Genomic DNA, 26,047 nt, shown 5'->3' with positions numbered 1-26,047 from the left:
TAGAAAGAGGGGGTATCTGCACTAAGTATTACTTACAGATACCCCTTTTCATATTGATTCATCATCAGGGTGTGAGCCCTGATCTTTTGGAATATTTGAGTGAGTGAGGAATCTTTTATATCAGACTTTAAAAAGTTAATCAAGCTCAGGCTTACCCTTCTTGTTGTTTTCTCTGCATCTGTGTCTTTTTTGATAGGCAGCAAAGAGCAAGAATCAATTAATTGGATAAACTGGGCGATTTTAACATTAGGTGGATTTTTGGTTGCGGGTGCAGCAAACGGTTTCAACGAGATTATCGAAAAGGACTTGGACAAGCTGATGTTGCGGACGAGCGACAGGCCAATCCCTTCCGGAAGGATGACAACCGGACAGGCTTTGGTACTCAGTTTGTTTATGGCAATCGCGGGGACACTAATTCTTCTTCGATTGAACATGATTACCGGAGTGCTTTCTGTTTTTTCGATTTTTTTATACGCCATGGTATATACACCATCGAAAAGAAAATCACCGATTGCTGTCTTCATTGGGGCGTTTCCCGGTGCACTACCTCCGCTGATCGGTTATTTCGCCGCTTTTGACAAGCCTGCAATATCATGGATTCCTATTATATTATTTCTAGTTCAGTTTGTGTGGCAGTTCCCCCATTTTTGGTCCATTGCCTGGGTGTTGGATGATGATTATAAGAAGGCAGGTTTTAGACTGTTACCAACAAAGAAGCGTGACAGGGTAAGTGCCGGGTTTATCGTAGTGTCAGCGCTCGTGTTAATTCCGGTAAGTCTTATACCAACATTTATGGGCTTTGGCGGTTATGTTATTGGAGCGGTTTCATTACTTGCAGGGCTATATTTTTTATATTTAAGTATTCAGTTGTTCAAGACTTTAGATATCGCGATGGCCAGGAAGGTAATGTTCTGTTCTTTCTTTTATCTACCCTTGGTACAGTTGATCATGTTGTTTGACTTTATTGCATAATATGTTATATATGGCACAGGTCCCCTTAAGACAGGACACAGAAAATTATAAGCCTAAGAAATTTCTTATGTGGCTTTTTATTATCACATCCTGTATGTTATTTGCTGCGCTCACAAGTGCATATATCGTGTATACAGGAGGAGATCCATCCAGGGGCATCAAGGTAAAGCTCCCTGTAGAATTTATATACAGTACGGTTCTGATCGTAATAAGCAGTGTTACTATGCATTTGGCCTTTAAAGCGGCGCAGCGCATGGACGGTTCAAAGCAACGGATATTTTTGGGTGTTACTGCCGCTCTGGGCTTTGCATTCTTTTACTCTCAATATAGTGCGTGGAACGCATTGTTTGAAGCAGGTGCTCCGTTCGTCAATTCTAACGCGTCTGAATCCTTTATTTACGTATTTTCGGCCTTTCATGTGATCCACATACTTGCCGGAATATGTATGATAGTTTATACTATGATCAGACAAGGTGGAAAGATTACGCAGGCCAGAAATATGTTCCATATGGAAGTTACATCCCTGTTCTGGCATTTTCTGGATATCCTATGGATTTATTTATATGTTTTCTTACTTTTGAATCAATAAGCTAAAAATGAGTACTACTGTTTCACAATTAGACAAAATTAAAACCGGTCCATGGAGCGGAGGAAGATCCCCTTTCGAGGCGGAGTACGGGAAAATAATGATGTGGTTTTTCCTTCTTTCAGATGCGTTTACATTTTCGGCCTTACTCATCTATTACGGGGCTCAGCGGTTTACTCAACTTACCTGGCCTGATCCGGATATTGTTTTTCAATCAATTCCCGGGTTTGCAGATCACGGTTATCCTCTGGTCTTTGTAGGTATAATGACGTTTATTCTGATTGTAAGTTCTGTCACTATGGTCCTTGCTGTTGAAGCGGGTCACCGCGGATCAAAGAAGGAAGTTGTAACGTGGATGATCTGGACCATCATTGGAGGTGCTACTTTCCTTGGCTGTCAAGCTCTTGAATGGACTCACCTTTTTCACGAAGGCTATGGCTGGGGACACATCCCCGATTCGTATACCGGTAAAGACACAGTAGGTGCTTTGCAGTTTTCAAATCTGTTCTTCACGATCACTGGGTTTCATGGATTCCACGTATTTAGCGGGGTTATGTTGAATGTTATCATACTCTTCATGACCATGGCAAATGTTTTCGAGAAAAGGGGTACATATATCATGGTGGAGAAAGTCGGACTGTACTGGCACTTTGTTGATCTGGTTTGGGTTTTCGTATTTACATTCTTCTACCTGGTTTAAATTATAAAAGTATAAAAATGGCAACTGAACATACACAAGAACACGGGCATGCTGATCACGCAGGCATGACGAAGAAGAAAATTTGGCAGGTGTTTTTCTATTTGCTTGGAATCACAGCTTTAGAATTTTTTATCGCATTAGTGCTCATGCCTATGGGCATGAATCATGGCCTTGGCAACTTTATATATATCGTCCTGACGTTACTTAAGGCCTACTATATCATAGCATATTTTATGCACCTTAAGTTTGAAAAGATGGCGTTTGTTACATCACTTACTGTAGGGTTTATCTTTATCGTGTACTTTATCGTATTACTTCTTACAGAAGGTTCTTATTTACACGTTCATATGAACTAATGGGGAACACATCTTCGTTGAAAAAAATAATAATCCTGGTCATCATTTTAATGGTACCAGGATTTTTGTATTATTTGCTTCAGGATAAGGGCAAGAACCGCTATAGACCTCTAAGTATTTATGGACCAAAGGAACTTAGTGGTACCTTTCATACTAAGCGTGGAAAGCAGATTCCTGATACTCTTTATCATCAGATACGGGATTTTAAGCTTATTGATCAGACAGGTCAGGATTTCGTATTTCCGTTGGACAGTAATAAAATCGTTGTCTTTAATTTCTTTTTCACCCGATGCCCTAATTCTTGTTCTGAGATGAATGCCAGAGTGCAGTTTCTTGCAGAGGAATACGCAGGGAACAGGATGATTAAGTTTGCCTCGATATCTGTGGATCCAGAGTATGATAGCGTAAAAGTTTTACAAACTTATGCGTCCCAGTTCAATGCGGTTCCCGGGAAGTGGTTCTTCCTTACAGGCGATAAAAATCTGATACATGACATCGCCAGAGAAGACTTCCTTCTCGATGCCTACTCATCTAAGCCAATGCCAGAGGGAATTGTCCACAGTCCACTCCTCGTCTTGGTTGATCCTCAAAAGCGGATCAGAGGCTTCTATGATTCTGGAAATAAAGACCAGATGAATAAGCTGAACGATGAAATAAAGGTGCTTATTGCAGAAGAGCTTCGCATGGTTACCGATCGTTAATAACATACATAATGAATGATAAATTTGCTTTCCGCTTAATCACCGTTGTTTCCATTGTTGTCTTCCTGGTAGTTTGTGTATTGCAGGCTAAAGTCTTTACACTCTTTTCAGACGGTACCGTTATTCCGTCCTGGGTGTTTTTTCTCCCCAGACTTAACGCTATCATCAATGGTACCTGCACAGTCCTTCTAATTATATCATTCTACCAGATTAAAAAAGGAAATGTTAAAGCACATAAAAGCTTGAATATAACGGCTTTCGTTCTGTCTTCCCTTTTTCTCGTGAGTTATATCATCTTCCATGCTACAGGTATACAGACATCTTATGGAGGGCAGGGGACAATCAGGTACATCTACTATTTCATACTAATTACTCATATTATACTTGCAGCCGTAGTTTTACCGTTAGTATTGTTTAGCTTTTACAGCGGCCTGAGTATGAAGATAGCACGACATCGCAGATTAGTAAGATGGAGCTACCCAATATGGCTTTATGTGACGATAACGGGGGTGGTTGTTTATATTATGATTTCCCCTTATTATACTTTTAATTAATAAAAGATGAGGTTTCTTAAGTATTTTTCCCTTATGCTTTCCGTGGTCGCACTATTGCTTTTGAGTGATGCTGCGTTCTCTCAATGTTCAATGTGTTCTGCGACTGCTGAGAATTCTGTCGCCAATGGGAACACAGAAGGAGATGGTTTGAATGATGGTATACTTTACCTTCTCGCTGCGCCCTATTTGGCGGTTGCAGGCATCGGCTATCTTTGGTATAAGAATTATCGAAAGAAAGCGGACAATCGGGATCTTGAGAGTGAAGCAGTAAACCACTAAGATGTGTTTTCCTAGTCCACAATGAAAATTGAACAGTCTACATTTGCGTTTCTTAATTCCCTATCAGAGAACAACAACCGTGAATGGTTTCAGCAGCACAAGGACGATTATGAAGCCGCACGGGAAAACGTACTTGCGTTTACACAAGAGCTTATAAAAGGAATCGGATCATTCGATCCTACTATACCCTCAGCCTTAGATGCAAAAGCGTGTGTTATGCGGATTTATAGAGACGTCAGATTCAGCCTCAATAAACTACCATACAAAACCAACTTTGGAATAGGGATTTCTGCAGCAGGTAAAAACTTCCCGGGTCCAGGTTATTATATTCATATAGAGCCGAATGTTTCATTTGTTGGCGGTGGTACCTGGCATCCTGCAGCGGATGAACTCAGAAACATCCGTCAGGAGATCGATTATAACTTCTCCCAGTGGTTGTCTATCCTTGAAAACAAAGATTTTAAAACTGAGTTTGGTGGTTTAGATACCGAAGATAGGCTCAAAACGTCTCCCAAAGGCTATTCTTCAGATCATCCCGGTATAGAATACTTAAAACTTAAAAGCTTCGTGGTAAGTAAGCAACTCAGTAACAAACAGCTGAGCTCTGAAGCATCGATAGCTTCACTTACGGAAACCGCTAGAACTTTGTATCCATTTATGGACTTTTTGCGGAGTGCTCATTCTTAACATTTCATTATGAACAAATTTCTTTATTTTTCGCTATTACTACTCTTTCTTAGCTCTTGTATGGTTTTATCTCCAAAGAAATACAAGGCGTTGGTCGCTGAAAGAGACTCACTGGCTACTACATTAAACGGCGCTCAGGTCAGGATTGAGAATCTTGACGATGAAGTTTCGAAACTGAACCGGGAGATTTCAAATCTTCGTAGCCAAATCAGTGATCTTACATCGAAGATTGGAGGATTAAATGAGAACAACGCAAGTCTTAGGGCGTCCTCCAGTAAACTGTCAGATGATTTAAAAAAACGTGAGGCACGTTTACAGGAAGTAGAGTCTATTCTTCGTAAGCGGGATGAGGCAACTAACGCACTTAAGGACAAACTGCAAAAAGCTCTCCTGGGATTTCAGCAAAGCGGGCTATCTGTGGAGATCCGGAATGGAAAAGTGTATGTATCTCTCACCGACAAGCTTCTTTTCAACTCCGGAAGCATTGTTATCGACGAAAAAGGAAAGCAAGCTTTGGCTGGATTAGCAACGGTGTTAAAGACGCAGCCAGAAATCAATATATCAGTAGAGGGTCATACAGACAACCAACGGGTATATAACCTTGGACAAATAAAAGATAATTGGGATTTAAGTGTATTAAGGGCAACCTCTGTGGTTCGTTTCCTCACCGAAGTGCAGGGAATAGAAAATACCCGTATTACAGCTACCGGAAAAGGACAATACCAGCCGATCGAAGATCTGAACACAACAGAAGCGCGCAGTAAAAATCGCCGTATCGAAATTGTTCTATCGCCGAAGCTTGATGAATTATACGAGCTTATAAAGTAGATGAATAAAAAAGCCGCTACAGCGGCTTTTTTATTCAATTGATAACCTTTTGCTATTATATCGTGTTTTCTAGTAATACGATATAATGAAACTAGCACTTATATACATGTCGAGACACGGCAGCACCGAGAAGCTTGCCCGGCAATTAGCAACATCTTTTGACGGTGATGTTGGTGTCTTCAACCTGGCAGAGGACACTCATCCCGATATCAAAGACTTTGACGGCGTCATCATAGGAGGTTCCATTCATTACGGTAGCATCCAGAAAGAAATTCAGTTATTCTGCAAAAGGAATCTGTCTGAGCTGCTTAAGAAGAGATTAGGGCTATTTGTTTGTTGCCTGCTTAGCACAAGGGATTCTGACCAGTTTGAACGTTCTTATCCATTAATTTTAAGAGCTCACTGCAGCGCAGCAGCAATAAAGGAGATCTGATTTATAGTAAGCTAAATGCCTTCGAAAGAATAATCTTCAATCCCGAGAAAGATGAACGCGATGTAGTTTCCATCAATGAGATCTCACTCAAGACCTTCGTGGAAGCCTTTACAACGGAGGGCCGAAACACCGTCACTCCATGTATTCCATTAAAGAACTGAAGGATACACATTGATTACCGAATTTTTGGGCATGTAATTCCATTATCGCTGGTGCATGATCAGAAGCGAATGTCTCATATTTAACTGCATTCTCAGCCACAAACTGAAGGCAGTAAGTTACTCCTTCGTTAGGAGAATTAAGAACCTTCAACAGGCGGTGGGAAATAAATAAATTCGTTTCAGATATTTTCGGAATAAATGCAGTCTTTACCCAGCTCTGCCACTCCGCATTTATCGTCTCGTCTACTATGATCGTCAAGTTATATAAAACCATTCCGCGAAGTTACATCCAAGTAGCGAGCTATCCAAGCGAGTCTCCCCGTAACTTCCGAAATCGTATTCTCGCCTCAGATATATACAGGCTTCCCGGATAGTTTTTGATGATTTTTTCATAACAATCTCTGGCTTGGGAAGGTTTTTTGAGTTTCTCATAAGTATCCCCCAACAAAAATAACGCATCGTCTGCCCATATGCCAGGGGTGTTGCTCTCAACGATTTGCTCCAAGACCTCCGATGCCCTCGGATAAGCAGCCATGCCGAGATGTATCCTGGCGCGCAGCATGAGCATGTCATCGGCTAAAGATCCGGCTATGCCCGCAGACTCAACGCTATCAAGAATTGCAAACGCTCTTTCATAACGTTTGGAAAATAACATCATATCCGCTCTGGCATATGCCCGGAGTGAGAGCGTATCCGGTTTGTTTTGCGTATGACCCGAGATTAAAAGGCTCAAGTTAAGTGCGTCATTCGCCAACATCTGGTCAGTTGCGGCTTTAAGGTCACTTAATTGTGCCTGTGCCCAGACGAAGTCACCTCTGAAATAAGAAAGTCTTGCATTCCGAAATCGTGCTTCTTGTTTGACCGCAACCTGTTCCGCATCCCTTTCTACCTGCGAATAAATAAGCGTAGCCTCCCAGACATCGTCAATCAGAATAGAAACGTCCGCCAGCTCGAGCTTTATATTGTTTTTCATCTCCGGACCAATGCCCGGTAAGGTGAGGGCTTCCTGGAGCAATTCAGCGGCCTCCGCATGACGTCCCAGATCGTAAGCATGGAAGGCAGCAAGCTTACTTAGCAAAAACGCCTTAATTCCGACGTCATGAGTGGTATTCAGAAACGCTCGATACTCCTGCGTCAGCTTGTCGATATCCGCAACATCTGATTTATCAAGGCTTAATATTTCGGTTTTGCAATACAAGATGTGAGCTTTGGCAGCTATATACAGGGGATCAGAGGTTCCCTTTGTCGCAATATATTCAAAAGCAGGAAGCGCCTCTTTCAATGCCTGTTTCTCCAGTATGGCAGCTCCTGTACTAAAAATAAGATCAGTTCCGGAGCCCGTCTTCTTATCCAGGTTAATCAGTAAGTTCAGTGCTTCAACATATTTTTCCTGCTGCAAGTAGGCCCATGACAGCAGCTTCGTCAGCTCAGGTTGTGGAGCGCGCTTCTTAATGCCTTTTTGCAGCGCCTCCTCAAGCAATGCGTAGTGCTCATCTGATTCGAACAACGTAGCAAAGCTGTTCTTCGCCTGGTGCAGTATCGTCTCATCCGGATTGAAAGAAAGAACATGGATGTACTCTGAGATCAACATCCTCCTATCTTTTTTATAGCGGTACAGCGCTAAAAGATCAAAAGCGAAGGCCTGTTCATTGCCTAATAGCTTGCGGCCATGCGTAAAGGTCGTCACCGCGTAATCATAAGCGTTTGCCCTGTAGAAGGCCGCAGCAAGCTCCCGTATTCTAAATTCATCTGCAGGCAGCTTGCGAAACAACGATTTATAGAGCGAATCTGTTTTTTCCATAAAACCCTCCTGCTGATATATCCTTCCCAGATCAACAGGATAAACAGGGGATGTTGGGTCGCCTGCCATCAGTTCAGCAGTCAGTTCTTTCGCCTCGGCGAATCTTTTTGTCTGCAGCAGAAGAGATATATACTGGTCATAGTACTCAGGATTCGCTCCCTCGTTGTAAAGCTTTTGATATAGTTCAAGTGCTTTATCGAAGTCGCCACCTGCAGAGTAGTCCCTTGCCCTCCGTTCATCCGCTTCTTGCTGAGAAAGGGCAGATAAGCTCAAAATAAGCATCGTAAGGCATAAGCATAATCTTCTCATCCGTTTATATCACTCCTTTTAGCTAAGATAAAGCTATTAAAAACGATGTTTATCCTTTTCCTGCTGAATTTTCAACGCCAGCTGTATTCTATTTGTTACCAAATTGGGTCTTTTAAAGTCATAATTTAGTACTGAAAACCGATATTCAGGATGTAATAATTGATATGCGAATAAAATTTAAGATAGTTTATGGATTAGTGTGGTTGGTTCTATTTGCATCATGTGCCCAAAAAGAACGGGCAGACAGGATTCCCCTGGAGAATTTCTTCAAGAACCCTAAAAAAACTGCCTTCCAGCTTTCTCCCGACGGAAGGTACGTTTCCTTTCTGCAGCCTTATAAAAATCACATGAACGTCTATGTGCAACATGTAGAGGGAGGCAAAGTAACACGTATCAGTTCAGAAACAAGTTATAATATATCCTATCATTGCTGGGGAAACAACGACGAAATTGTATATATGAAGAACGACCCTGAGAAGGGCCCATTCCTGTATGTCGTCAACAAAGAAGGAGGGAACTTCCGACAAGTCCTTTCCGAAGGTCAGCTCCGCTTGAAATTTATTAATCCATCCCGGATCGTAAACAATCAGATACTCCTGGCTTTGAATAAAAGAGATTCGACCTTTTTCGATGCTTACAAGCTGGACATAGCGTCGGGTACCCTGAAACTTGCGGAGAAGAACCCCGGAAATATCAGTCAGTGGATTGCTGATGAGGATGGGAAGTTAAAGCTTGCGATTGCCAGCGACGGCGATACCGAAACACTCTTATACCGAGAAAGCGAATCTTTGGCCTTTAAGCCCGTCGTTACCTACAGTTTTAAGTCTAAGATCGCGCCTGTAGGATTTTCTAATCGTAGAGATCATACCATTTATGCCCTGTCGAACTATAAAAGAGACAAGATGGCACTTGTCGAAATAGACTGCATTTCAGGAAAAGAGAAGCAGGTAATATTCACGCACGATTCAGTAGACGTCTCAGAGGCCGGATATTCTCCACTAAGTCACCAGCTCCTGTTTGCGGGATACGAAACTTCACGCAAGGAAAAGTTCTTTCTGAACGACTCCACGCGCAGGGTGTTCGAACATTTAGAAAGGCTTCTTCCTCAGACACAAATACAGATCACGAGTACTGATCTTGCAGAACGGAAATGCATTGTCAAGACCTTTACAGACGTTTCTTCCGGCACCTATTACCTTTACGATCTGCATGCAAAAAAGCTAACAGAACTAAGCAAGGTCAACCCTTCGCTGCCCGAGGATCAGATGTCCGCGATGAGACACATTTCCTACAAAACTTTCGATAATCTCACCATCAACGGCTATCTCACGGTACCAAAGGGTTTCGAAGCCAGGAATCTGCCCGTAATAGTACTTCCACATGGAGGGCCGTCTTCCCGCGCATCATGGGGATTCAATTCAGAAGTACAGTTCTTCGCAAACCGCGGATACGCTGTCTTTCAGCCCAACTTCCGAGGTTCCAAAGGGTATGGTAAGGAGTTCTGGATTGCCGGATTTCAGAAGTGGGGCACTGATATTCAGCAAGATATAACGGCTGGTGTGCAATGGCTCATTCAGCAGGGTATCGCAGACAAGAATAGAATCGCCATTTACGGGACGGGGTTTGGCGGCTATTGTGCCATGACCGGGCTTTGTTTCGAACCTGAGCTTTACCGCTGCGGCGCATCACAATCGGGTTTCGTCAATCTGTTCACCTACATCAAGGCAGTACCCCCCTATTACAAGCCGGTGTTGAGAATGTACTATGAGATGGTCGGTAATCCGGAGGAGCAGATTGATTACCTCAGAGCCGTATCACCTGTTTTTCATACCGACAAAATTTCCGACCCTGTATTCATATCTCAGGACATAAAGAACCCACGTGCCAATCTCAGTGAAACAAATCAATTCGTAAAAGAGTTGAAGAATAGGAAGGTCCCAATCACTTACGTAGTCAGGCAGCATGACCAACGCACGCAAGATGAGCAGATGGAATTTTACAGCCAGCTTGAAACGTTCTTCTCCGATAACTTAAAAAAATAGCCACTCATGCGTAAGGCAAGATTTCAGTATCGCCATAACAGCGCATTGAATGTTATTTTTCTTCTATTAATAGGAGTCTCATTTGTCGTAGCCATGTTTCTTGCCCATCGTCTAACCGAAAAATATGTCGAAAACGAGTTTGAAACCAGAAAGATTGATGTACTTGAAGAAACCCTTAAACCTTATACCGAGTTCTTTCAAAACCGTGTTCCGGAGATATCCTTTTACCAGGGATACTTAGACAGTTCCTCTGCCATTAAGTACGTAGACACCGTATTTCGTAAATATCCGTTTGTAAAGAAGATAGAGTTCTATGACACAGAGGTAAGCAACCACCGCGTCCCCGGTGCGTTTCGTATCAATCATTTTTCGATGGCCCCCCAAGCTATATACGACTATACAAGGAGCCCGAAAGCGGATACCATAGTATACAAGAAACGAAATCCGAATAGTTCCGGTTCATTCGGAAATATGGAAGAGTTCAATAACATGGCTGCTAAGTTCGGCCTTTACGTTCAGTCTTTAGAAGAAGGGAAACCTCTTCAATCGGCCGACTTCATCAGCATCTTCTACCATGTTACCCATAACCGTATCACGTTCATGAACATCCCGAGGGAGGAAGACATGCTTACCTATAAAGATCTGATGCTGAAAGATCAAGAAAAGTCGCCTGTGTTCCAGCAAGATATTGTTTCCTTCATCCTGGACCCCGAGAAGCTGAATATCCGCAACACCCACAGAGAACTTTACCAGTATATTCACATCACACCTATTGTCTACGAATCTCTCAATACAGATCCGGATCTCCTCAATACCGAACTACCGCTGACAGGCGCCTTTGCAGATTATAAACTGCATTTCAGCTCCTCCAGAAATCACATCATCCGCGAAATATACCACAGGCTTGTTCCTGTTGCCCTTTCCATTGTTATAATTTATACTGTCCTGCTATTTATCGCGTACCTCATCTACCGAAACCTGAACATTAATAAAAAGATGTACAGCCTGCAGTACGATTTCATCAACAACTTAACTCACGAGTTTAAAACGCCTGTCAGTGTGATTAAGATCGCAGGCAACAATATCAAAAGTGCCAAAGAGCTCTCAGACAGAGAACGCTTTCACTACGGTAAAATCCTGGATGAAGAAGCCGACAAGCTTAACGATCTGATGAACAAGCTTCTTTCATTTACCCAGATCGAGAACCAGTCTATCCACATCAAGAAAGAAAGGATCGATATTCCGCAGTTTATTCAGAATCTGGTAGACTCCTACCAGATCAAATTGCCCGATTTTAAGGTCGAGTATATAACAAAAGAGGTAACCACGTTTCGCACCGACCCGGTGCTGCTCTCGAGCATTTTTCAGAACCTGATGGATAACGCCTATAAATATTCATTACCCGGTCAAAAGACGCTGAATATTCTCGTTTATACTGAAAAGGGAAATATTGTGTTTAAATTTAGGGATCAGGGTATTGGCATTCCGGGCAATGAAACGGAGAATGTGTTTAAAAAATTTTACAGGATACAGAGCCAGTACAATCAGCAAGGCAGCGTAGGCCTCGGTCTTGCCTTCTGCAAAGAACTGATCAATTTAATGAACGGAACAATCTCGGTCAAAAGTAAAGTAGGGGAGGGTTCCGAATTTACAGTTGTATTACCATTTGAATTATAGATATGAGTAAAGAAATAAAGATTGCTATCATTGAAGACGATGAAAACTTAAGGTTCTTAGTTGCTCACCGTTTAAGTGGTGAGGGTTACCAGGTAATTGAATGTGGTAACGGTGAAGAGGCAGAAGCCTTAATTCTCGGAGAACAACCAGATATCGTCTTACTTGACTGGATGCTCCCAGGCAAGCAAGGATCCGAAATTTGCACCAGCCTCCGTGAGAAAGGTTTTGAGAAAATCATCATTATGATGACTGCCAAGGCCCAGGACATTGACAAGATCGACGCATATCAGTTTGGCGTATCTGATTATGTCACCAAGCCCTTTAACATGGATGTTTTAGTAGCACTGCTCGAGAACAAAGTAAACTTCATTGTCAGCAGCAATAAAACAGATGTAAATAAGTTTGGCGACATGGAGCATATTCCCAACATCCACTCACTTGTGAAAGACGGAAAGAAAATCGAGCTCACGATCCTCGAGAACCGTATTCTTCTTTATTTCCTGCAGAACGTCAACAAAGTCATCAAAAGAGAAGAACTGATGATGGTCGTCTGGGGATACAATTCAGATGTGAATACGCGCACGCTTGACATGCATATCGTCCGCCTGCGTAAGAAAATTGAAGACAACCCGGATACACCTCATTACCTTCAAACCGTTCGCGGAATAGGGTATCGTTTCGTAGCCGATTAAGGTCCGCTAAAACAGGTTGAACAACAAAATCATCAGATACTGTAACAGCATAGTACCATCCAGAAATCCGAAATAATAGAACTCATCCTTCTTTATTTCGGATTTTAGTATCAGCCACCCAGACACTGCTGCGGTAAGAGTCAACGCCCAAAAATCTGCGTTAAAATCGCGAGTGAATATCAGCAAGAGCAATACATAGATGACCAGCAGAAGTTGGCAAAACAGATAGGCTTTGTGCTCTCCAAGCATCACCGGTATCGTTTTTAGATTAAAATACTTATCCTGAAACAGATCCCTGATATCGAAGGGAACCGTAATGGCGGCAATAAACAAGAAGCGTTTTCCCACCAGTAGCACCGTATCTTCTACCTTAATATCCACCAGGTGCCTTGCCGATCCTTCTACAATTGGAAGCAGGACACAGCTGAAGGACCATATGATAGCAATAAGAAAAAGCTTCAGTCCCGGAATATTCCTCAATCCGAACCTCCGCTCATTCAAAGTGAACAAAGGAAGATTATAGGCGATGGAGATTAATGCGAGAAAAGTCAGCAGAATGATGGAAGGAATCTTGAGGAAGAACACCAGTACGCTTACCGAAACAATCGCGATGATCGTCAGAGTGATGGTCAGTCGGTAGTGACTGAAGATCCAGCGCACCCTTCTGAAAGGCGACCGCCTTGCATCCGCGGGCTTAGACATCAGCATACTGAAGTTGTACAAAGCCAGCGTAGAGCAGAATAGCAAAGCCAGTACATGCTTATCTGGTTTTATCTCGAGCAAATGATAAGTAACCAATCCCTGAGCAACGGCGCAGATGGCGATAAACACATTGCTGAAGAGCAGAAAGTCAGCAATATGCCTGATGCTTTTCTTTATCGACGGAGGCTTGGAGTCAGACGGCATACAATCAGTTCAACGTTAGGTTGTTAAGATTTCTTTAACTCAAATATCGTAATTTCAGGTAAAATACCAACACGACCAGGATAGCCCAGGAAACCGTAACCTACATTCACATAAAGTTGTTGTCCTTGTTCCTGGTATAATCCCGCCCACTCTTTGTAAATATACTCTACCGGGCTCCACTGAAACTCCTTGGTTCTCACTCCAAATTGCATCCCATGCGTATGTCCGCTAAACATGGCATCAATGTCGGTCTGGCCAAGAACCTGCGCCCGCCAGTGAGAAGGATCGTGAGAAAGGAGCAGCTTAACCGGGGCATCTTCCGCACCCTGCATCGTAAGATCGAGTCTGCCATGGCGTACAAACCTGCCCGCTCCCCAGTTCTCAATGCCCAAAATTGCTATTTCCTCTCCGTTTACCTTCAGACGGCGATTCTCATTCAGCAACAGGTCCCAGCCCATTAACTTATGCACCTTTTTTATATCCGCCAGGTTCTTCCTTTTAAGCGGCGAATCCTCTTTGCCGTAATAATAATCGCCATAATCATGATTGCCGAGCACCGAGAACACCCCCAAAGGTGCCTTTAGTTTACTAAATATGTCCTGATAATCTTTCATCTCCGTAGCCACGTTATTCACCAGGTCACCAGTAAAAAATGCGAAATCCGGCTTCTCTGCCATCAGCATCTCTACACCACCCAGTACAGCCCGCTGGTTATAGAAACTACCCGAATGCACATCAGAAATCTGCGCGAATGTTATTCCGTCAAACGCCTTGGGTAAATGAGGAAGATACAATGTTTGCCTCCGCAGCTGGTAATCATAGCCGCCTTTTATGATGCCCCAGGAAAGCGAGGCCAGCGGAACCGCAGCTACTGCCATACCCGCTTTTACTATAAATTCTGAACGTGTAATTGGCTCCGCATTGCTGATAGGCTGTTCGGTCCGTCTATTCTTCACTATCCGGCGCTTCAGCCAGATAAATCCCCGCCGTACATCGTCCGCAAGCAGGAAGAGAATAAAGCAGAACTTCGTAACAAAGGTCAGAAAGAACGCCACCAATATAATCGCCCTCAGCGACAGGAAAATATTGAAGAACAGGGCTGTGAAAACACCGGCAATCAGCAAGCCGGTATATCCCCACCACAGATAACTGAATATTTTAAACCTGCGTGCAGAGGCGTTATGACTGACAGACTTTATCGCTCTGAAAATATAAAGATCTAAGACAAGAAGTAGGAAACAAAGAAAAAATAAAGGAAAAATACGGTTGGACATTATTAAAATAATAAGAATTAATAGCGGTTATCTTCGTTGTAGTCATCCTCTTCATCATCAAATTCGTTATTGAAAAGGCTGCCCAGCATATCCTTAAACGTATAACCGTTGTCCAGGGTCGACTTACTTACCTGCGAAAATTCAGAGAGACCATGCAACAAGAATTCCATCAGAAGTAACTGCTGGTTCTTGCTAAGCGTCGGATGAAACTTCTTAATCACCGCTGCAAGTTCAGGAACCTCTTCCAGCGTGCGCCGGTAGTCTTCCAGGAGGTATTCATCCAGAATGTTGATCGTATTGCCGCCATCAAACCAGTTGATGATAGGGGCATAGGGGTTCGTTCCTTTTCCTCGTTTCAGTTTTTCAGGATCAGGGAAGTAAGTTGCCATCAGTGATTTAATCGCCTTGCCCAACAGAATGTTCGCCACCTTCGCAGAACCTTCCTGTTCACCCTCGTATACCAGTTCAATCTTCCCTGTGATCGCCTGGATGACACCCGCGAAATCCGACATTCGCACAAAAGTGCTTTCTTCACCATTAATCAACATCCGTCTTTCCGCCGTGCTGATCAGGTTTTCATAAGCAGAGATAGTCAAACGGGCCGATACCCCCGATTTCTTATCTACATATTCAGAATTCCGGGCCTCGAAAGCAATTTGTTCTATAAGATCTTTCACCAGTCCGTCCGCTTCAATCTTGAGCCTCTGCTCCGGAGTGATCAAGGCCTCCTGCTGTGTAATTTTTCTGGAAATCTCAATGCTGCGCGGGTAGTGGGTAAGAATCTGGCTTTCTATCCTGTCCTTAAGCGGAGTCACAATTGAACCTCTGTTCGTGTAATCTTCAGGATTAGCAGTAAAGACAAACTGCACATCCAGAGGAAGCCTCAGCTTGAAGCCCCGAATCTGAATATCTCTCTCCTGCAAGATGTTAAAAAGTGCCACTTGTATACGTGCCTGCAGATCCGGTAATTCGTTAATGACAAATATACCCCGGTGCGCCCGTGGGATTAATCCGAAATGAATTACCCTTTCATCTGAATAAGTAAGCTTTAACGTAGCCGCCTTGATAGGATCTACATCGCCAATCAAATCCGATACGGTAACATCCGGGGTGGCCAGCTTTTCCGTATAGCGCTCTGAGCGGTGTAACCATGCGATAGGTGTCTTATCTCCCAGTTGTTCAATTTTTTGATGCCCAACCCATGATATCGGATTAAACGGATCATCAAATAGTTCAGATCCTTCTATATAAGGCACATACTCATCCAACAGGTTAACCATCAGTCGTGCAATTCTTGTTTTTGCCTGGCCGCGCAGTCCGAGTAACAGGATATTATGCTGAGAAAGAATTGCAGTCTGAAGATCCGGAATTACCGTGTCTTCATATCCAATAATGCCCTCAAAGCCCTCTGCTTTATTTCTTAGCTGGACGATCAGATTCTCTCTCAGCTCTTGCTTGAGAGAGCGTGACGTATAACCGGAGGCCTTCAGCTCTCCGAAAGTTGTTATGTTTAACAAATCGCTCATGTTTTTCATTCAGACAGCCCCTTTTAGCGAACCGTCTTTCTCCTGTTTTTAATGTAGTCTTCAAAGATATACTCGCCCAAACCCTTAAGCGAGCTGTAAAAAGCCTTTCCGCCGTTTACTTCTGTAAACTGTCTGACAAATTGCTGCAGGTAAGGATCCCTGGCAATCATGAAAGTCGTTATCGGAATATGCAGCCGTTTGCACTGCGCCGCCATATTCAACGTTTTATTAATTACCTTACGGTCCAGACCGATACTGTTTTTATAATAGCGGTTACCCTCTTTCAAGCAAGTCGGCTTTCCATCGGTGATCATAAAGATCTGTTTGTTTGATGTTTTCCTTCTTCTTAAAATGTCTGTAGCCAGCTCCAGCCCGGCATAGGTATTGGTATGATAAGGTCCTACCTGAAGATAAGGGAGGTCCTTCACCGTTATGGGCCATGCGTCGTTACCAAAAACAACAATATCCAGCGTGTCTTTCGGATACTTAGTTCTGATCAGCTCCGCTAAGGCCATGGCTACCTTTTTTGCAGGTGTAATACGGTCTTCGCCATAAAGAATCATAGAATGGGAGATGTCAATCATCAGTACGGTAGAGGTAAGCGTTTTAAAATCTTTTTCCTCCACTTCGAGATCCCTTTCCGTCATATGGAAGTCGTTGATTCCGTGATTCAGCTGGGCATTATGAATCGAGGCCGTCATGTCAATCTGATCGAGGCTGTCGCCGAACTCATACTCCCGCCTGTCGGCATTCTTCTCTTCTCCCAGTCCGGATGTGTTCGTGTTGTGGCTTCCCTTTCCCGACTTCTTTAACTTGCCAAAAATTTCCTCCAGCGCCGATTTACGGATCGTCTGTTCTGTTTTGGCAGTAATAGAGAAGTTTCCCTGAGGATCCTCCTGGCTGATATAGCCTCTATCCTTAAGATCATCGATAAAGTCGCCCATGCCATACTCATTGGACGTAAAATGATGTTGCTTATCCAGCTCGTTCATCCAGGCCAGCGCTTCATTAGCATCGCCGGCTGTGTAATTCAGGAGCTGAGTAAAAATATTCAGCAAACCATCAAAGCCACCGTTCTGAAGTTTTTCCGGAATGAACTTAGAAAAATTATATCCCCGCATAATCGCCTTTGCTTAAATGGTAAACGTAAAATCTAAGTTAAAATTTTCATCCTGCTAAGATGTTTAACTAGTGTAAAAATCCGTTCCCTCAATTTCTTCGAGCGTATAATCAGGATTTGCTCCGCGCCTTGACGCTACAAACGCGCCTACAGCACAAGCGTTCTGCAAGATCTTGTCGATCGGTGATTTGTTTAAGAGGCCACTGACAAAAGTCGCCAGGAAAGAATCACCAGCACCAACGGTGTCGGCTACTTCAACCGCAAATCCCGAATGCCGGTATATAACACCCTCATACAAGACCATAGCACCCTTATCTCCAAGGGTTACGCAAATCACAGATGTATCGCTCCGAGTGCTCAAATTATAAACCATCCCGTCAATATCCCGAACCGTAAGCTGATATAAGTCCGCCAGATAAGCGAGTTCATCTTCATTAATCTTTAAGATATCTGCGGATTCAATGAGCTTCTGCACGACAGCAGCGGAATAATGAGGAGCTCTCAAATTAAGATCCAGCACACGCTTTTTTGCCAACGGGAGCAAAATTGAAAGTGCAGACCGGCTTGTGGCGCTTCTACAGGCAAGACTTCCGTAAATAAACACTTCAGCCTCAGCTACTGCTTTCTTTCCCTCTTCTGTGGCGATAATCGCATCCCAGGCTACCGGCTCTACAATCGTATAGGTAGCCTGATGCTTTTCATCGAGAACCACCTCTACCATTCCTGTTGGCAGGGCAGGATGCTTCTGGATAAGGTCTGTCGGGAAATTCTGATGAGCTATAACCTCCAGCAATTCACGGCCAGCGACATCATCGCCCACGCTGCTGATCAGTCCGCATCTAACATTCTGCTTGTGCAGGTGCAGTGCAACATTCAAGGGCGCACCACCTGCACGCTTTTCATCTTTAAATTTATCCCAAAGGATCTCACCAAAACAAACTGCTTTTAGCATATAGATAGAATAAGTTTATAAAACTAAATGTTTGCAGATAAATAAGAAAGGGCACCCCCAGCGGAGATGCCCTTCCAGTCAAAATACGATGCCGTCTTAAAATAACGTAAACTCTACGCGGCGGTTTTGCTGTCTTCCGGCTTCCGTCTTATTAGAAGCAATCGGCTGATCTTCACCGTAGCCGGTAGCTTCAATACGTGACGGATTGGCTCCCCGGCTTATCAGGAATTGTTTAACAGATTCTGCTCTGGCCTTTGAAAGTTTCATATTGCTCGCTGCGCTACCTACATCATCGGTATGACCGGCAAGCTTCAAGCTAAAGTTCTTGCTTTTTAGTAGGTCGGCTACCCGGGTTAAGCTCGCAAATGAGCTCTCTCGGATAGTTGCCTTTCCAAAGTCGAATTCCAGATTCTTGATGGCCTCTGCAACAACTCTCTTGTCTTCTTCCGTGATGTAAACCTTCACCTCAGGCTTGCGCTCTGGCAGCGGACAGCCTGAGCCATCTACCGCAGTTCCTGCCGGTGTACCCGGACATTTATCGAACAGGTCCACTACACCATCTTTGTCAGTATCGACAAGGGTTTGGTTAAACTTATCTTCCATTTGCTGATTTTTTTGCTTCTGCTCATCAAGCTCACTTTTCAGCTGATCATAGCGGCCCGAGTAGTCCCTCTCGATATCCGATACGATATTATGAGAGGCCAGTTGAGGTCTGCTTTTATCACCCAGGGCAAATTCCAAACCGGCATGTGCGTACGAATATTTGTCGTTCACGCCCCTGGTATACCCATCAATGTTGTCTGAATTAACAAACGTTACCTTATAGCCCAGGTCCAGGTTTACTCCATCGGTAACCCTGAATTTTACCCCTGCACCAACCGGTATGATTAGTTCGGGGATGTTATGCGACACTGTGGTTGCACCGGCAGTGGTGGTATAGGTAGGCCGGTATTCTGCCATACCTGCACCAACCGTAGCATAAGGCTGAATTACGCTCTCTCGCTGTCTGAAGTTGATATTGGCAAAGGTGAAGTTACCACTGATACTGGCCGCCCAGTGGAGGTCAGTCGAAAAGGATGCATTAGGACCTGCCTGATCCTGTCCGTTCAGGTGGCTCGTATTGGCAGAAAGTTTTCCCCTGAAGTAGTCTGCCTGCAATCCAAAAGAAGGCAGGATCTGCTTCTTTACATAAGCACCGTACCCCAGCTCTGTTTTTCGTCCCTTATAATCGTCTTGTCCGAAAAAGGACCCTAAATACATGGCTCCGCCATTCACCCCTATGGACCAGGTCCGGAAGGCCTCAGGCTGGAACGGTTTTACATAGTCAGTTCCTGTCTGTGGCTCTTGGGCCATCAGTCTTGCAGAGACCAGGAGAGCTGCTACAATCACTCCGGATTTAAAAATGTTTGCGTTTCTCATCACATTTAATTCGTTATGTGCATTTTTCTGCACAGTTTATCAACACGATGCGAAGAACATGGTTTTGATTTATCCGCCTTGCGGCGAATTATTCTACTTTTGACCGAACACTAAATGGCAGAAATGGAACGAATAGTACACGAAGATAAAACGTTTGAAAAGGTAGTCTATGCAGAAAAGGTGGTCAAGGGGCGTGAGTTTCAAAACTGCTCTTTTATCAGCTGCGATTTCTCAAACAGCGAGTTCTACTACAGTAAGTTCATGGACTGCACCTTCGATGGCTGTAACCTGTCCATGATGAAATTAAGTGAGTCCACTGTCAATAATGTCAAATTCAGTAACTCCAAGATTCTCGGAGTGAATTTCAGTGAATGCCAGGATTTTCTGTTCAGTGTCATGTTTGATTCCTGTATCCTCGACTACAGTTCTTTCCAGGGAAAGAAGATGTTGAAAACCAAGTTTATCCGGACCAGTATGAAGGAGGTGAATTTCAACAAGACCAACCTTTCAAACTCCTTTTTTGATCAGACGGATCTGTCGGGAGCCCTTTTCGAAGCAACCAATCTGAGTTCCGCAAATTTGGTTTCGGCTTATGGCTTCGTTATCGATCCTGAACTGAATATCATTAAGAAGGCGAGCTTCTCCCATCACGGTCTGGCCGGATTACTCGCCAGGTACCAGATCAATATCGTAACTTAATGTCTTCTTCATCCTCGTTTAACACAGGCGTCCTAACCTTGTGCATAAATAGAGTTTATGAAGATCTTTTTACGTTTCTCACTTTTCTTAACTTTTTCGCTTTGTCTGCCACATCTTTCAATAGCGCAATCAGGTTTGATTACCGGCAAGGTCACAGATGCAGATCAGAACCTTTCCCTCCCCGGTGCAACCCTCAGGCTGAGCGGTGGAAACCGCTATACCATCTCCGATGATCAGGGTAATTTCGAATTTCTTAACGTTCCGGCAGGCACTTACACCGTCAGCGTTTCGTACCTCGGATATAAAACAGGTTCAGTTGAGGTGACCGTTACAGGCGGCAGGGCTGTGAACACCGTTATTAAGATGGAAGACGGAGCTGTTGTGGCGTCAGAAGTAGTCATTATGGGCGATCGGTTGAGGGGACAAGCAAAGGCACTTAACCAGCAGAAAAACAACGCCAATATAACAAACATCGTATCCGCCGATCAAATGGGCCGGTTTCCGGATGCTAATATCGGCGATGCGATCAAACGCGTGCCTGGTGTAACGATGCAAAACGATCAGGGGGAGGCAAGGGACATCATCATCCGCGGGTTAGCGCCTGAGCTAAACTCAGTGTCATTAAATGGCGACCGTATACCTTCCGCAGAAGGCGACAACCGCCGCATCCAGATGGATCTTATTCCTTCTGATATGATCCAGACCATCGAAGTTAACAAAACGCTGACCCCCGACATGGACGCCGATGCCATCGGAGGATCCGTAAACCTCATCACCAGAGCCGCGCCAAATGGTCTGCGTCTGTCCGGTACTTTATCTTCAGGCTACAACCCTATTCGGGAGAAAGCCCTTTATACCGGTTCATTTGTCGCCGGAAGCCGCTTCGCCGGTGGTCGGTTGGGTGTGGTGTTAAGCGGCTCCTATAATAACAATGACTATGGATCTGACGATGTTGAGGCCAAATGGAAAGAAGAAGACGGGAAAATTTTCCTTGAAGAACAGGAGATTCGTCACTATTTTGTGCAACGTATCCGACGAAGTGTAGCACTTGCATCAGATTTTAAGATTGACGACAGGAACAGATTGAGCTTTAACGGAATGTATAACTGGAGAGATGACCGGGAAAATCGCTACCGGTTGAGCTTTACCGACATTGAGCCAGACGGAGACGGCTATAAAGGTACTGTTGAGCGCGAAACAAAGGGAGGTATTGACAACAGCCGGAACAAGAGCGGTCGCCTCGAAGATCAGCGCGTAAAGAACCTCTCCTTCAAAGGCGAGCATCTGATAAGCGCTGCATTAGATCTCGACTGGACACTTTCCTATTCTGATGCCCGTGAACTGCGTCCAAACGAGCGGTATATCAGCTTCGCCGCAGAAGATCAAGCCATCGGCCTCGACCTGGCTAATCCTAAGCGCCCACTGGCATCGAGCGCTGCTACCCTGTCAGACTTCAGCCTCAACGAAATTAGTGAAAATAGAAATTATACGAAGGAGCGCGAATCGGGTGCTAAGATCAATCTGAGGGTCCCCCTAAGTGTGGTGAACGGTCAAAAGGGTAGACTTCGTTTTGGAGGAAGGCTCCGTCTGAAAAATAAAGAGCGTCAAAATAACTTCTTTAACTATTCACCTCTGGGATCCAATGAGGATATTTTCAATAATTTCGGTCAGATTCCCTCCCGCACCTTCAGCGGAAGCAACTTTCAACCTGGCGAGCAGTATGTCGCCGGCTCATTTGTTAGTGCCGGTTACCTGGGCGGTCTCCATCTGGGCAACGGCTCCCTGTTTGAGCAAGAAGATAAACCCGACGAATATGCAGCCGGGAACTACGATGCCCGTGAGGTTATTACCGCAGGATATTTACGCTGGGACCAGGACTTTAATACCCGCCTATCCATGATTCTCGGAGCGAGGCTGGAGCATACATCCCTTCGCTATACGGGCTACGTGGTAGAAGATGAAGAAGATATCGTAGGAGAAGTGACCAATAAGAATGACTACCTCAACGTCATGCCCTCGGCAACTTTAAAATATAGCGCATCTGACAACCTGATCTTTCGCTTAGCTGCCACAACCTCCATAGCGCGCCCTAACTATTTCGATCTTGTGCCTTACTTTGATAACCGCATAGGGGATGAAGAATTGCTTATTGGAAATGAAAGCCTAAAGGCGGCTTATGCGTGGAACTTCGATTTCATGGTCGAAAATTATTTCCGCTCTGTAGGACTTGTATCCGGAGGCGCCTTCTATAAGAACATCCAGGATTTTATATATCGTTATAGAGACGGATCCTATACTACCGAAAAATTTGCATCAGACTTTCCCGATCAGGGAAATCCAATCCCAGCCGGAAAAGAGTTTACGCTGATACAACCACGAAACGGCGGATCAGTGAATGTCTATGGCTTCGAGGTAGCTATTCAACGCCAGCTTGATTTCCTGCCAGGATTTTTGAAAGGCTTTGGTGTTTACGCGAATTATACCTTTACCCGTTCCGATACAGACGGTATCTTTAACGAAGAGGGAGAGGAACGTACTGATGTCAAGTTTCCCGGTACTTCGCCTAACCTGTTTAACTTTTCCCTTTCATACGAAACGAAGCGGCTCAGTTCAAGGCTATCTGCAAACTACGCAGACTCCTACGTTTTCGAACTCGGCGGCAATAACTTCGAAGACAGCTATTATGACAGCCAGTTCTTCCTTGATGCAAACGCATCCTACAAGATAACGGGCGCGCTGAGACTGTTTGGAGAAGCGAATAACCTGACTAATCAGCCACTACGCTTTTATCAGGGCATAAAGAGCCGCACCATGCAGGCGGAGTTTTACCGGCCACGGTATAACTTAGGGATTAAGTTTGATCTATAAAAAACGTCCATCAATTCTATAACTAACGGGGCTCAGTTCTCATCAATAATTATGACATACAGATTTTCTATTATCATAGCCGTTTCAATTTTCAGCTCGTGCAGCCTCACCCGGTCTATAGCTCCCGATGCGGTCAAGCCTACAGTGACTACCCAACAGGTAGAATTTGATACAGACGACCCTGCCATCTGGATCCATCCGACAGATCCTTCACAAAGTTTGATCGTAGGAACCGACAAAGAAACGAATGGCGGTATCTATGTTTTTGATCTGGACGGGAAAATCGTCAATAAAGTAACAGGCCTGCAGCGTCCTAATAATATTGATATCGCCTACCGCCTCATGGTAGCAGGAAATCCAACTGATGTTGCTGTGTTTACAGAGCGTGAAACAAATAAGATTCGCATTTTCTCCATGCCTGACCTTAAGCCGATTGACAACGGTGGGATAGATGTATTTGTAGGGGAAACGCAGCGCGATCCGATGGGAATCGCCCTCTATACACGACCGGATGATAATGCTATATTCGCTATCGTAGGTCGTAAAACCGGGCCCTCAGGCAGTTATTTATGGCAATATCACCTCCAAGACCGGGGAAACGGCGTAGTAGGAGGTGCTGTTGTCAGGAAGTTCGGGGCATTCAGTGGTAAAAAGGAAATAGAAAGCATAGCTGTAGATAACGAAAACGGATATGTCTATTATTCCGATGAAGGCGCCGGGGTGCATAAATATTACGCCGATGTGAGCAAAGGAAATCAGGAGCTTGCCTTTTTCGGTAACAAAGATTTCAAATCAGACGTTGAAGGCATATCCATTTATAAAAGCAACGAGAAAGACGGATATATACTGGTATCCGACCAACAGGCCAACCGCTTCTCCATTTACAGCCGTAGCGGAAGTGCCGGCAATCCGCATCAGCATATTCGCCTAGCCTCCATTCCTTTCTCTACGCTTGAAAGTGATGGATCTGATGTCACATCGGTCAACCTGGGAGCTCGCTTTCCGAAAGGATTGTTCGTAGCGATGAGCAACGGTAAAGTATTTCATTATTACGACTGGCGCCTGATTGAAGATCGGATTAAGCCATCTAAATAGTCCTTAAGGCATTCCAATGACGACGACAAGCTTACCCCGGGTCTTATGCGACTCCATGTCAGTGTGGGCCCGGGCAATGTCATTTAAAGAATACGCTTTGTCTACATGAACGCGCAGCTTCTCGTCCCGGATCAGCTGCGCGAAGAGCTCCAGCTGATCCCTGTCAGGGTGCATCATCGGCCATATTAACCTTACATCCTTTTCCAGCGCAAGAGCAACCGCTTTCGGGTCATTTTTTGTGGAGGAGGGCAGGCAAACCACTGTACCGCCAGGCTTCACACAAGATATCGAGCGGTATAAGACATCGCCACCCATAGCATCTATCACGGCATCTAAATCAGAAGCCCGTTCTTCAAACTGTTCATTTTTGTAATCAATTGTTTCGTCTATGCCAAGCCGTTTAAGAAAAGTAGCATTGGCTTCAGACGCTGTACCATAAACATAGGCTCCCGTTAGTTTAGCAAACTGAACGGCCAGGTGTCCTACTCCGCCTGCTGCTGCATGAATCAGGATACGCTGATCGGGTTTTATATTTAAATGCTCATGTACAGCCTGATACGCCGTTAACGCTACGAGGGGAACAGCTGCGGCTTCCTCGAAAGACGCGTTTGCAGGCTTCTTAACAAAGTAAGAACTTTCGATTGCCAGATACTCGGCGTATGTCCCGGCTCCGAAGCTGCAACCGAAAACCGCATCGCCAACCTGAAATCCTGTTACGTTTTCTCCCAGAAGTTCAATGGTTCCGCTAAAATCTTTCCCCAGTATCGAGGGGAGTTTCAAGTCTTTGCAGCTGATGTGCTTCCCCGATCTGATTTTGGTGTCCACCGGATTAATGCTGGCAGCTTTGATGCCAATGACCACCTGATCAGGACCCGGTTCCGGTCTTTCTACTTCTGCGATTTTCAGCTCGTCTGCAGAGCCAAACTGATTGATTATAGCCGCTTTCATACGTTAAAGATAACCGATAATTTTCGAACATCCTGGCTGGTGTGTGTCTAATATGCCTCATGCCCTTTAAGTGTAAGCTTAAAGAAAAAGCAGGTTTAGGAAAGTGAAACTCCTTGACCTTCATAAAGACAACGTTTATATGCAGGCGATAACAAGCGCAGATTCTCCCGGGATCAGTCCGACCTGGGGTATGAAAAGTCGGACTTTTGACTGGCTTTCCCCTGGTTGTATACGCTTTCATACCGACGATGTATACTCCTGCATATAAAGACGTTCTATCCTGGTCCCCTTGTCTTTTTAGTGCAAAATCGGCTCAATTCCGGAAGATTTTGGAAAAAATCGCAAAAAAATCGTCACCAGCCTTTCCGCTGCTCTACCTTGTTCTGAAAAAAGAAACAGCATTATGGCAAAAGTAGACAACAAAGGCAGGGTACGGGGCACGGCAGGTCCCGTCGTTTATCG

General features: G+C 44.4%; 25 protein-coding genes. 16 read left to right on the top strand and 9 right to left on the bottom strand.

Features of this window, described 5'->3' with window-relative positions; genetic code table 11:
* The first annotated feature begins 99 nt into the window (after positions 1-99).
* The 10 genes from cyoE (at position 100) to ACKI5J_RS08685 (ending at position 6,096) form a co-directional block, all read left to right on the top strand.
* On the top strand, positions 100-972 hold the full coding sequence (cyoE, locus tag ACKI5J_RS08730; RefSeq protein WP_407428575.1) for a heme o synthase: 873 nt from the start codon (positions 100-102) through the stop codon (positions 970-972).
* A gap of 67 nt (positions 973-1,039) precedes the next feature.
* On the top strand, positions 1,040-1,561 hold the full coding sequence (locus ACKI5J_RS08725) for a heme-copper oxidase subunit III (RefSeq protein ID WP_407428573.1): 522 nt from the start codon (positions 1,040-1,042) through the stop codon (positions 1,559-1,561).
* A gap of 7 nt (positions 1,562-1,568) precedes the next feature.
* Positions 1,569-2,258, top strand: coding sequence for a cytochrome c oxidase subunit 3 (locus ACKI5J_RS08720; RefSeq protein ID WP_407428571.1), 690 nt, complete (start codon positions 1,569-1,571; stop codon positions 2,256-2,258).
* A gap of 17 nt (positions 2,259-2,275) precedes the next feature.
* Positions 2,276-2,614 (top strand): cytochrome C oxidase subunit IV family protein, encoded by a 339-nt coding sequence (locus ACKI5J_RS08715; protein ID WP_407428569.1) that lies wholly within the window; start codon positions 2,276-2,278, stop codon positions 2,612-2,614.
* A gap of 17 nt (positions 2,615-2,631) precedes the next feature.
* Positions 2,632-3,315: an SCO family protein gene (locus ACKI5J_RS08710; protein ID WP_407428567.1), complete on the top strand. Its 684-nt coding sequence runs from the start codon at positions 2,632-2,634 to the stop codon at positions 3,313-3,315.
* Positions 3,316-3,326: 11 nt separating this feature from the next.
* On the top strand, positions 3,327-3,869 hold the full coding sequence (locus ACKI5J_RS08705) for a DUF420 domain-containing protein (RefSeq protein WP_407428565.1): 543 nt from the start codon (positions 3,327-3,329) through the stop codon (positions 3,867-3,869).
* Positions 3,870-3,875: 6 nt separating this feature from the next.
* A complete protein-coding gene (locus ACKI5J_RS08700; protein WP_407428563.1) occupies positions 3,876-4,148 on the top strand; it encodes a hypothetical protein in 273 nt (90 codons plus the stop codon).
* Between the two features lie 21 nt (positions 4,149-4,169).
* Positions 4,170-4,835 carry a DUF2461 domain-containing protein gene (locus ACKI5J_RS08695; protein ID WP_407428561.1) on the top strand — a complete coding sequence of 222 codons (666 nt, stop codon included), beginning with the start codon at positions 4,170-4,172 and terminating at the stop codon, positions 4,833-4,835.
* Positions 4,836-4,844: 9 nt separating this feature from the next.
* Positions 4,845-5,663 carry an OmpA family protein gene (locus ACKI5J_RS08690; protein ID WP_407428559.1) on the top strand — a complete coding sequence of 273 codons (819 nt, stop codon included), beginning with the start codon at positions 4,845-4,847 and terminating at the stop codon, positions 5,661-5,663.
* 85 nt (positions 5,664-5,748) lie between these two features.
* Positions 5,749-6,096, top strand: a complete 348-nt coding sequence (locus ACKI5J_RS08685; protein WP_407428557.1) for a flavodoxin domain-containing protein — start codon at positions 5,749-5,751, stop codon at positions 6,094-6,096.
* Positions 6,097-6,228: 132 nt separating this feature from the next.
* Here the strand turns inward: ACKI5J_RS08685 and ACKI5J_RS08680 are convergent, their stop codons facing one another.
* Together ACKI5J_RS08680 and ACKI5J_RS08675 are read right to left on the bottom strand one after the other, a co-directional pair.
* A complete protein-coding gene (locus ACKI5J_RS08680; RefSeq protein ID WP_407428555.1) occupies positions 6,229-6,531 on the bottom strand; it encodes a DUF4286 family protein in 303 nt (100 codons plus the stop codon).
* Between the two features lie 27 nt (positions 6,532-6,558).
* On the bottom strand, positions 6,559-8,367 hold the full coding sequence (locus ACKI5J_RS08675) for a tetratricopeptide repeat protein (protein WP_407428553.1): 1,809 nt from the start codon (positions 8,365-8,367) through the stop codon (positions 6,559-6,561).
* A gap of 164 nt (positions 8,368-8,531) precedes the next feature.
* Between ACKI5J_RS08675 and ACKI5J_RS08670 the strand changes: the two genes are divergently transcribed.
* From ACKI5J_RS08670 to ACKI5J_RS08660, 3 genes are read left to right on the top strand one after another with little or no spacing between them, the layout of a single operon-like run.
* Positions 8,532-10,409, top strand: a complete 1,878-nt coding sequence (locus tag ACKI5J_RS08670) for a S9 family peptidase (RefSeq protein ID WP_407428551.1) — start codon at positions 8,532-8,534, stop codon at positions 10,407-10,409.
* A gap of 6 nt (positions 10,410-10,415) precedes the next feature.
* Positions 10,416-12,086: a sensor histidine kinase gene (locus tag ACKI5J_RS08665; RefSeq protein ID WP_407428549.1), complete on the top strand. Its 1,671-nt coding sequence runs from the start codon at positions 10,416-10,418 to the stop codon at positions 12,084-12,086.
* A gap of 2 nt (positions 12,087-12,088) precedes the next feature.
* A complete protein-coding gene (locus ACKI5J_RS08660; protein WP_407428547.1) occupies positions 12,089-12,778 on the top strand; it encodes a response regulator transcription factor in 690 nt (229 codons plus the stop codon).
* 6 nt (positions 12,779-12,784) lie between these two features.
* Here ACKI5J_RS08660 and ACKI5J_RS08655 read toward each other — a convergent pair whose 3' ends face one another.
* The 6 genes from ACKI5J_RS08655 to ACKI5J_RS08630 all read right to left on the bottom strand — a co-directional run bounded on the left by ACKI5J_RS08655 (position 12,785) and on the right by ACKI5J_RS08630 (position 19,975).
* On the bottom strand, positions 12,785-13,684 hold the full coding sequence (locus ACKI5J_RS08655; RefSeq protein ID WP_407428545.1) for a hypothetical protein: 900 nt from the start codon (positions 13,682-13,684) through the stop codon (positions 12,785-12,787).
* A gap of 23 nt (positions 13,685-13,707) precedes the next feature.
* A complete protein-coding gene (locus ACKI5J_RS08650; protein WP_407428543.1) occupies positions 13,708-14,958 on the bottom strand; it encodes a metallophosphoesterase in 1,251 nt (416 codons plus the stop codon).
* 17 nt (positions 14,959-14,975) lie between these two features.
* Entirely contained in the window at positions 14,976-16,484 is a 1,509-nt protein-coding gene (locus ACKI5J_RS08645; RefSeq protein ID WP_407428541.1) for a sigma 54-interacting transcriptional regulator, read from the bottom strand.
* A gap of 23 nt (positions 16,485-16,507) precedes the next feature.
* On the bottom strand, positions 16,508-17,605 hold the full coding sequence (locus ACKI5J_RS08640; protein WP_407428539.1) for a vWA domain-containing protein: 1,098 nt from the start codon (positions 17,603-17,605) through the stop codon (positions 16,508-16,510).
* A 63-nt stretch (positions 17,606-17,668) separates the two neighbouring features.
* The gene (locus tag ACKI5J_RS08635; protein ID WP_407428537.1) at positions 17,669-18,556 is read right to left on the bottom strand and encodes a carbohydrate kinase family protein; all 888 of its coding nucleotides are present in this window, start codon (positions 18,554-18,556) and stop codon (positions 17,669-17,671) included.
* A 96-nt stretch (positions 18,557-18,652) separates the two neighbouring features.
* Positions 18,653-19,975: a DUF6089 family protein gene (locus ACKI5J_RS08630; protein WP_407428535.1), complete on the bottom strand. Its 1,323-nt coding sequence runs from the start codon at positions 19,973-19,975 to the stop codon at positions 18,653-18,655.
* A gap of 123 nt (positions 19,976-20,098) precedes the next feature.
* On the opposite strand from ACKI5J_RS08630, the gene ACKI5J_RS08625 reads away from it, so the two are divergent.
* From ACKI5J_RS08625 to ACKI5J_RS08615, 3 genes are read left to right on the top strand one after another with little or no spacing between them, the layout of a single operon-like run.
* Entirely contained in the window at positions 20,099-20,674 is a 576-nt protein-coding gene (locus tag ACKI5J_RS08625) for a pentapeptide repeat-containing protein (RefSeq protein WP_407428533.1), read from the top strand.
* Between the two features lie 57 nt (positions 20,675-20,731).
* Positions 20,732-23,542 carry a TonB-dependent receptor gene (locus ACKI5J_RS08620; RefSeq protein ID WP_407428531.1) on the top strand — a complete coding sequence of 937 codons (2,811 nt, stop codon included), beginning with the start codon at positions 20,732-20,734 and terminating at the stop codon, positions 23,540-23,542.
* Between the two features lie 51 nt (positions 23,543-23,593).
* Positions 23,594-24,637 carry a phytase gene (locus ACKI5J_RS08615; protein ID WP_407428529.1) on the top strand — a complete coding sequence of 348 codons (1,044 nt, stop codon included), beginning with the start codon at positions 23,594-23,596 and terminating at the stop codon, positions 24,635-24,637.
* Between the two features lie 3 nt (positions 24,638-24,640).
* Here the strand turns inward: ACKI5J_RS08615 and ACKI5J_RS08610 are convergent, their stop codons facing one another.
* Positions 24,641-25,585, bottom strand: coding sequence for an NADP-dependent oxidoreductase (locus tag ACKI5J_RS08610; protein WP_407428527.1), 945 nt, complete (start codon positions 25,583-25,585; stop codon positions 24,641-24,643).
* Positions 25,586-26,047: the final 462 nt, after the last annotated feature.

It is taken from the genome of Arcticibacter sp. (assembly GCF_045629565.1).
Taxonomy (GTDB): domain Bacteria; phylum Bacteroidota; class Bacteroidia; order Sphingobacteriales; family Sphingobacteriaceae; genus Arcticibacter.
The sequence above is the reverse complement of the archived record's forward strand: the minus strand, read 5'-3'. Positions and strand labels throughout refer to the sequence as shown.

Excerpts from the sequence above, each read along its gene's own strand:
- ACKI5J_RS08695 (WP_407428561.1), top strand. The coding sequence starts at position 4,170 with ATGAAAATTGAACAGTCTACATTTGCGTTTCTTAATTCCCTATCAGAG.
- ACKI5J_RS08715 (WP_407428569.1), top strand. The coding sequence starts at position 2,276 with ATGGCAACTGAACATACACAAGAACACGGGCATGCTGATCACGCAGGC.
- ACKI5J_RS08625 (WP_407428533.1), top strand. The coding sequence starts at position 20,099 with ATGGAACGAATAGTACACGAAGATAAAACGTTTGAAAAGGTAGTCTAT.
- ACKI5J_RS08700 (WP_407428563.1), top strand. The coding sequence starts at position 3,876 with ATGAGGTTTCTTAAGTATTTTTCCCTTATGCTTTCCGTGGTCGCACTA.
- ACKI5J_RS08615 (WP_407428529.1), top strand. The coding sequence starts at position 23,594 with ATGACATACAGATTTTCTATTATCATAGCCGTTTCAATTTTCAGCTCG.
- ACKI5J_RS08670 (WP_407428551.1), top strand. The coding sequence starts at position 8,532 with ATGCGAATAAAATTTAAGATAGTTTATGGATTAGTGTGGTTGGTTCTA.
- ACKI5J_RS08650 (WP_407428543.1), bottom strand. The coding sequence starts at position 14,958 with ATGTCCAACCGTATTTTTCCTTTATTTTTTCTTTGTTTCCTACTTCTT.
- ACKI5J_RS08680 (WP_407428555.1), bottom strand. The coding sequence starts at position 6,531 with ATGGTTTTATATAACTTGACGATCATAGTAGACGAGACGATAAATGCG.
- ACKI5J_RS08705 (WP_407428565.1), top strand. The coding sequence starts at position 3,327 with ATGAATGATAAATTTGCTTTCCGCTTAATCACCGTTGTTTCCATTGTT.
- ACKI5J_RS08620 (WP_407428531.1), top strand. The coding sequence starts at position 20,732 with ATGAAGATCTTTTTACGTTTCTCACTTTTCTTAACTTTTTCGCTTTGT.
- ACKI5J_RS08630 (WP_407428535.1), bottom strand. The coding sequence starts at position 19,975 with ATGAGAAACGCAAACATTTTTAAATCCGGAGTGATTGTAGCAGCTCTC.
- ACKI5J_RS08635 (WP_407428537.1), bottom strand. The coding sequence starts at position 18,556 with ATGCTAAAAGCAGTTTGTTTTGGTGAGATCCTTTGGGATAAATTTAAA.
- ACKI5J_RS08655 (WP_407428545.1), bottom strand. The coding sequence starts at position 13,684 with ATGCCGTCTGACTCCAAGCCTCCGTCGATAAAGAAAAGCATCAGGCAT.
- ACKI5J_RS08610 (WP_407428527.1), bottom strand. The coding sequence starts at position 25,585 with ATGAAAGCGGCTATAATCAATCAGTTTGGCTCTGCAGACGAGCTGAAA.
- ACKI5J_RS08660 (WP_407428547.1), top strand. The coding sequence starts at position 12,089 with ATGAGTAAAGAAATAAAGATTGCTATCATTGAAGACGATGAAAACTTA.
- ACKI5J_RS08685 (WP_407428557.1), top strand. The coding sequence starts at position 5,749 with ATGAAACTAGCACTTATATACATGTCGAGACACGGCAGCACCGAGAAG.
- ACKI5J_RS08640 (WP_407428539.1), bottom strand. The coding sequence starts at position 17,605 with ATGCGGGGATATAATTTTTCTAAGTTCATTCCGGAAAAACTTCAGAAC.
- ACKI5J_RS08725 (WP_407428573.1), top strand. The coding sequence starts at position 1,040 with ATGTGGCTTTTTATTATCACATCCTGTATGTTATTTGCTGCGCTCACA.
- ACKI5J_RS08690 (WP_407428559.1), top strand. The coding sequence starts at position 4,845 with ATGAACAAATTTCTTTATTTTTCGCTATTACTACTCTTTCTTAGCTCT.
- ACKI5J_RS08675 (WP_407428553.1), bottom strand. The coding sequence starts at position 8,367 with ATGAGAAGATTATGCTTATGCCTTACGATGCTTATTTTGAGCTTATCT.
- ACKI5J_RS08720 (WP_407428571.1), top strand. The coding sequence starts at position 1,569 with ATGAGTACTACTGTTTCACAATTAGACAAAATTAAAACCGGTCCATGG.
- ACKI5J_RS08645 (WP_407428541.1), bottom strand. The coding sequence starts at position 16,484 with ATGAGCGATTTGTTAAACATAACAACTTTCGGAGAGCTGAAGGCCTCC.
- ACKI5J_RS08665 (WP_407428549.1), top strand. The coding sequence starts at position 10,416 with ATGCGTAAGGCAAGATTTCAGTATCGCCATAACAGCGCATTGAATGTT.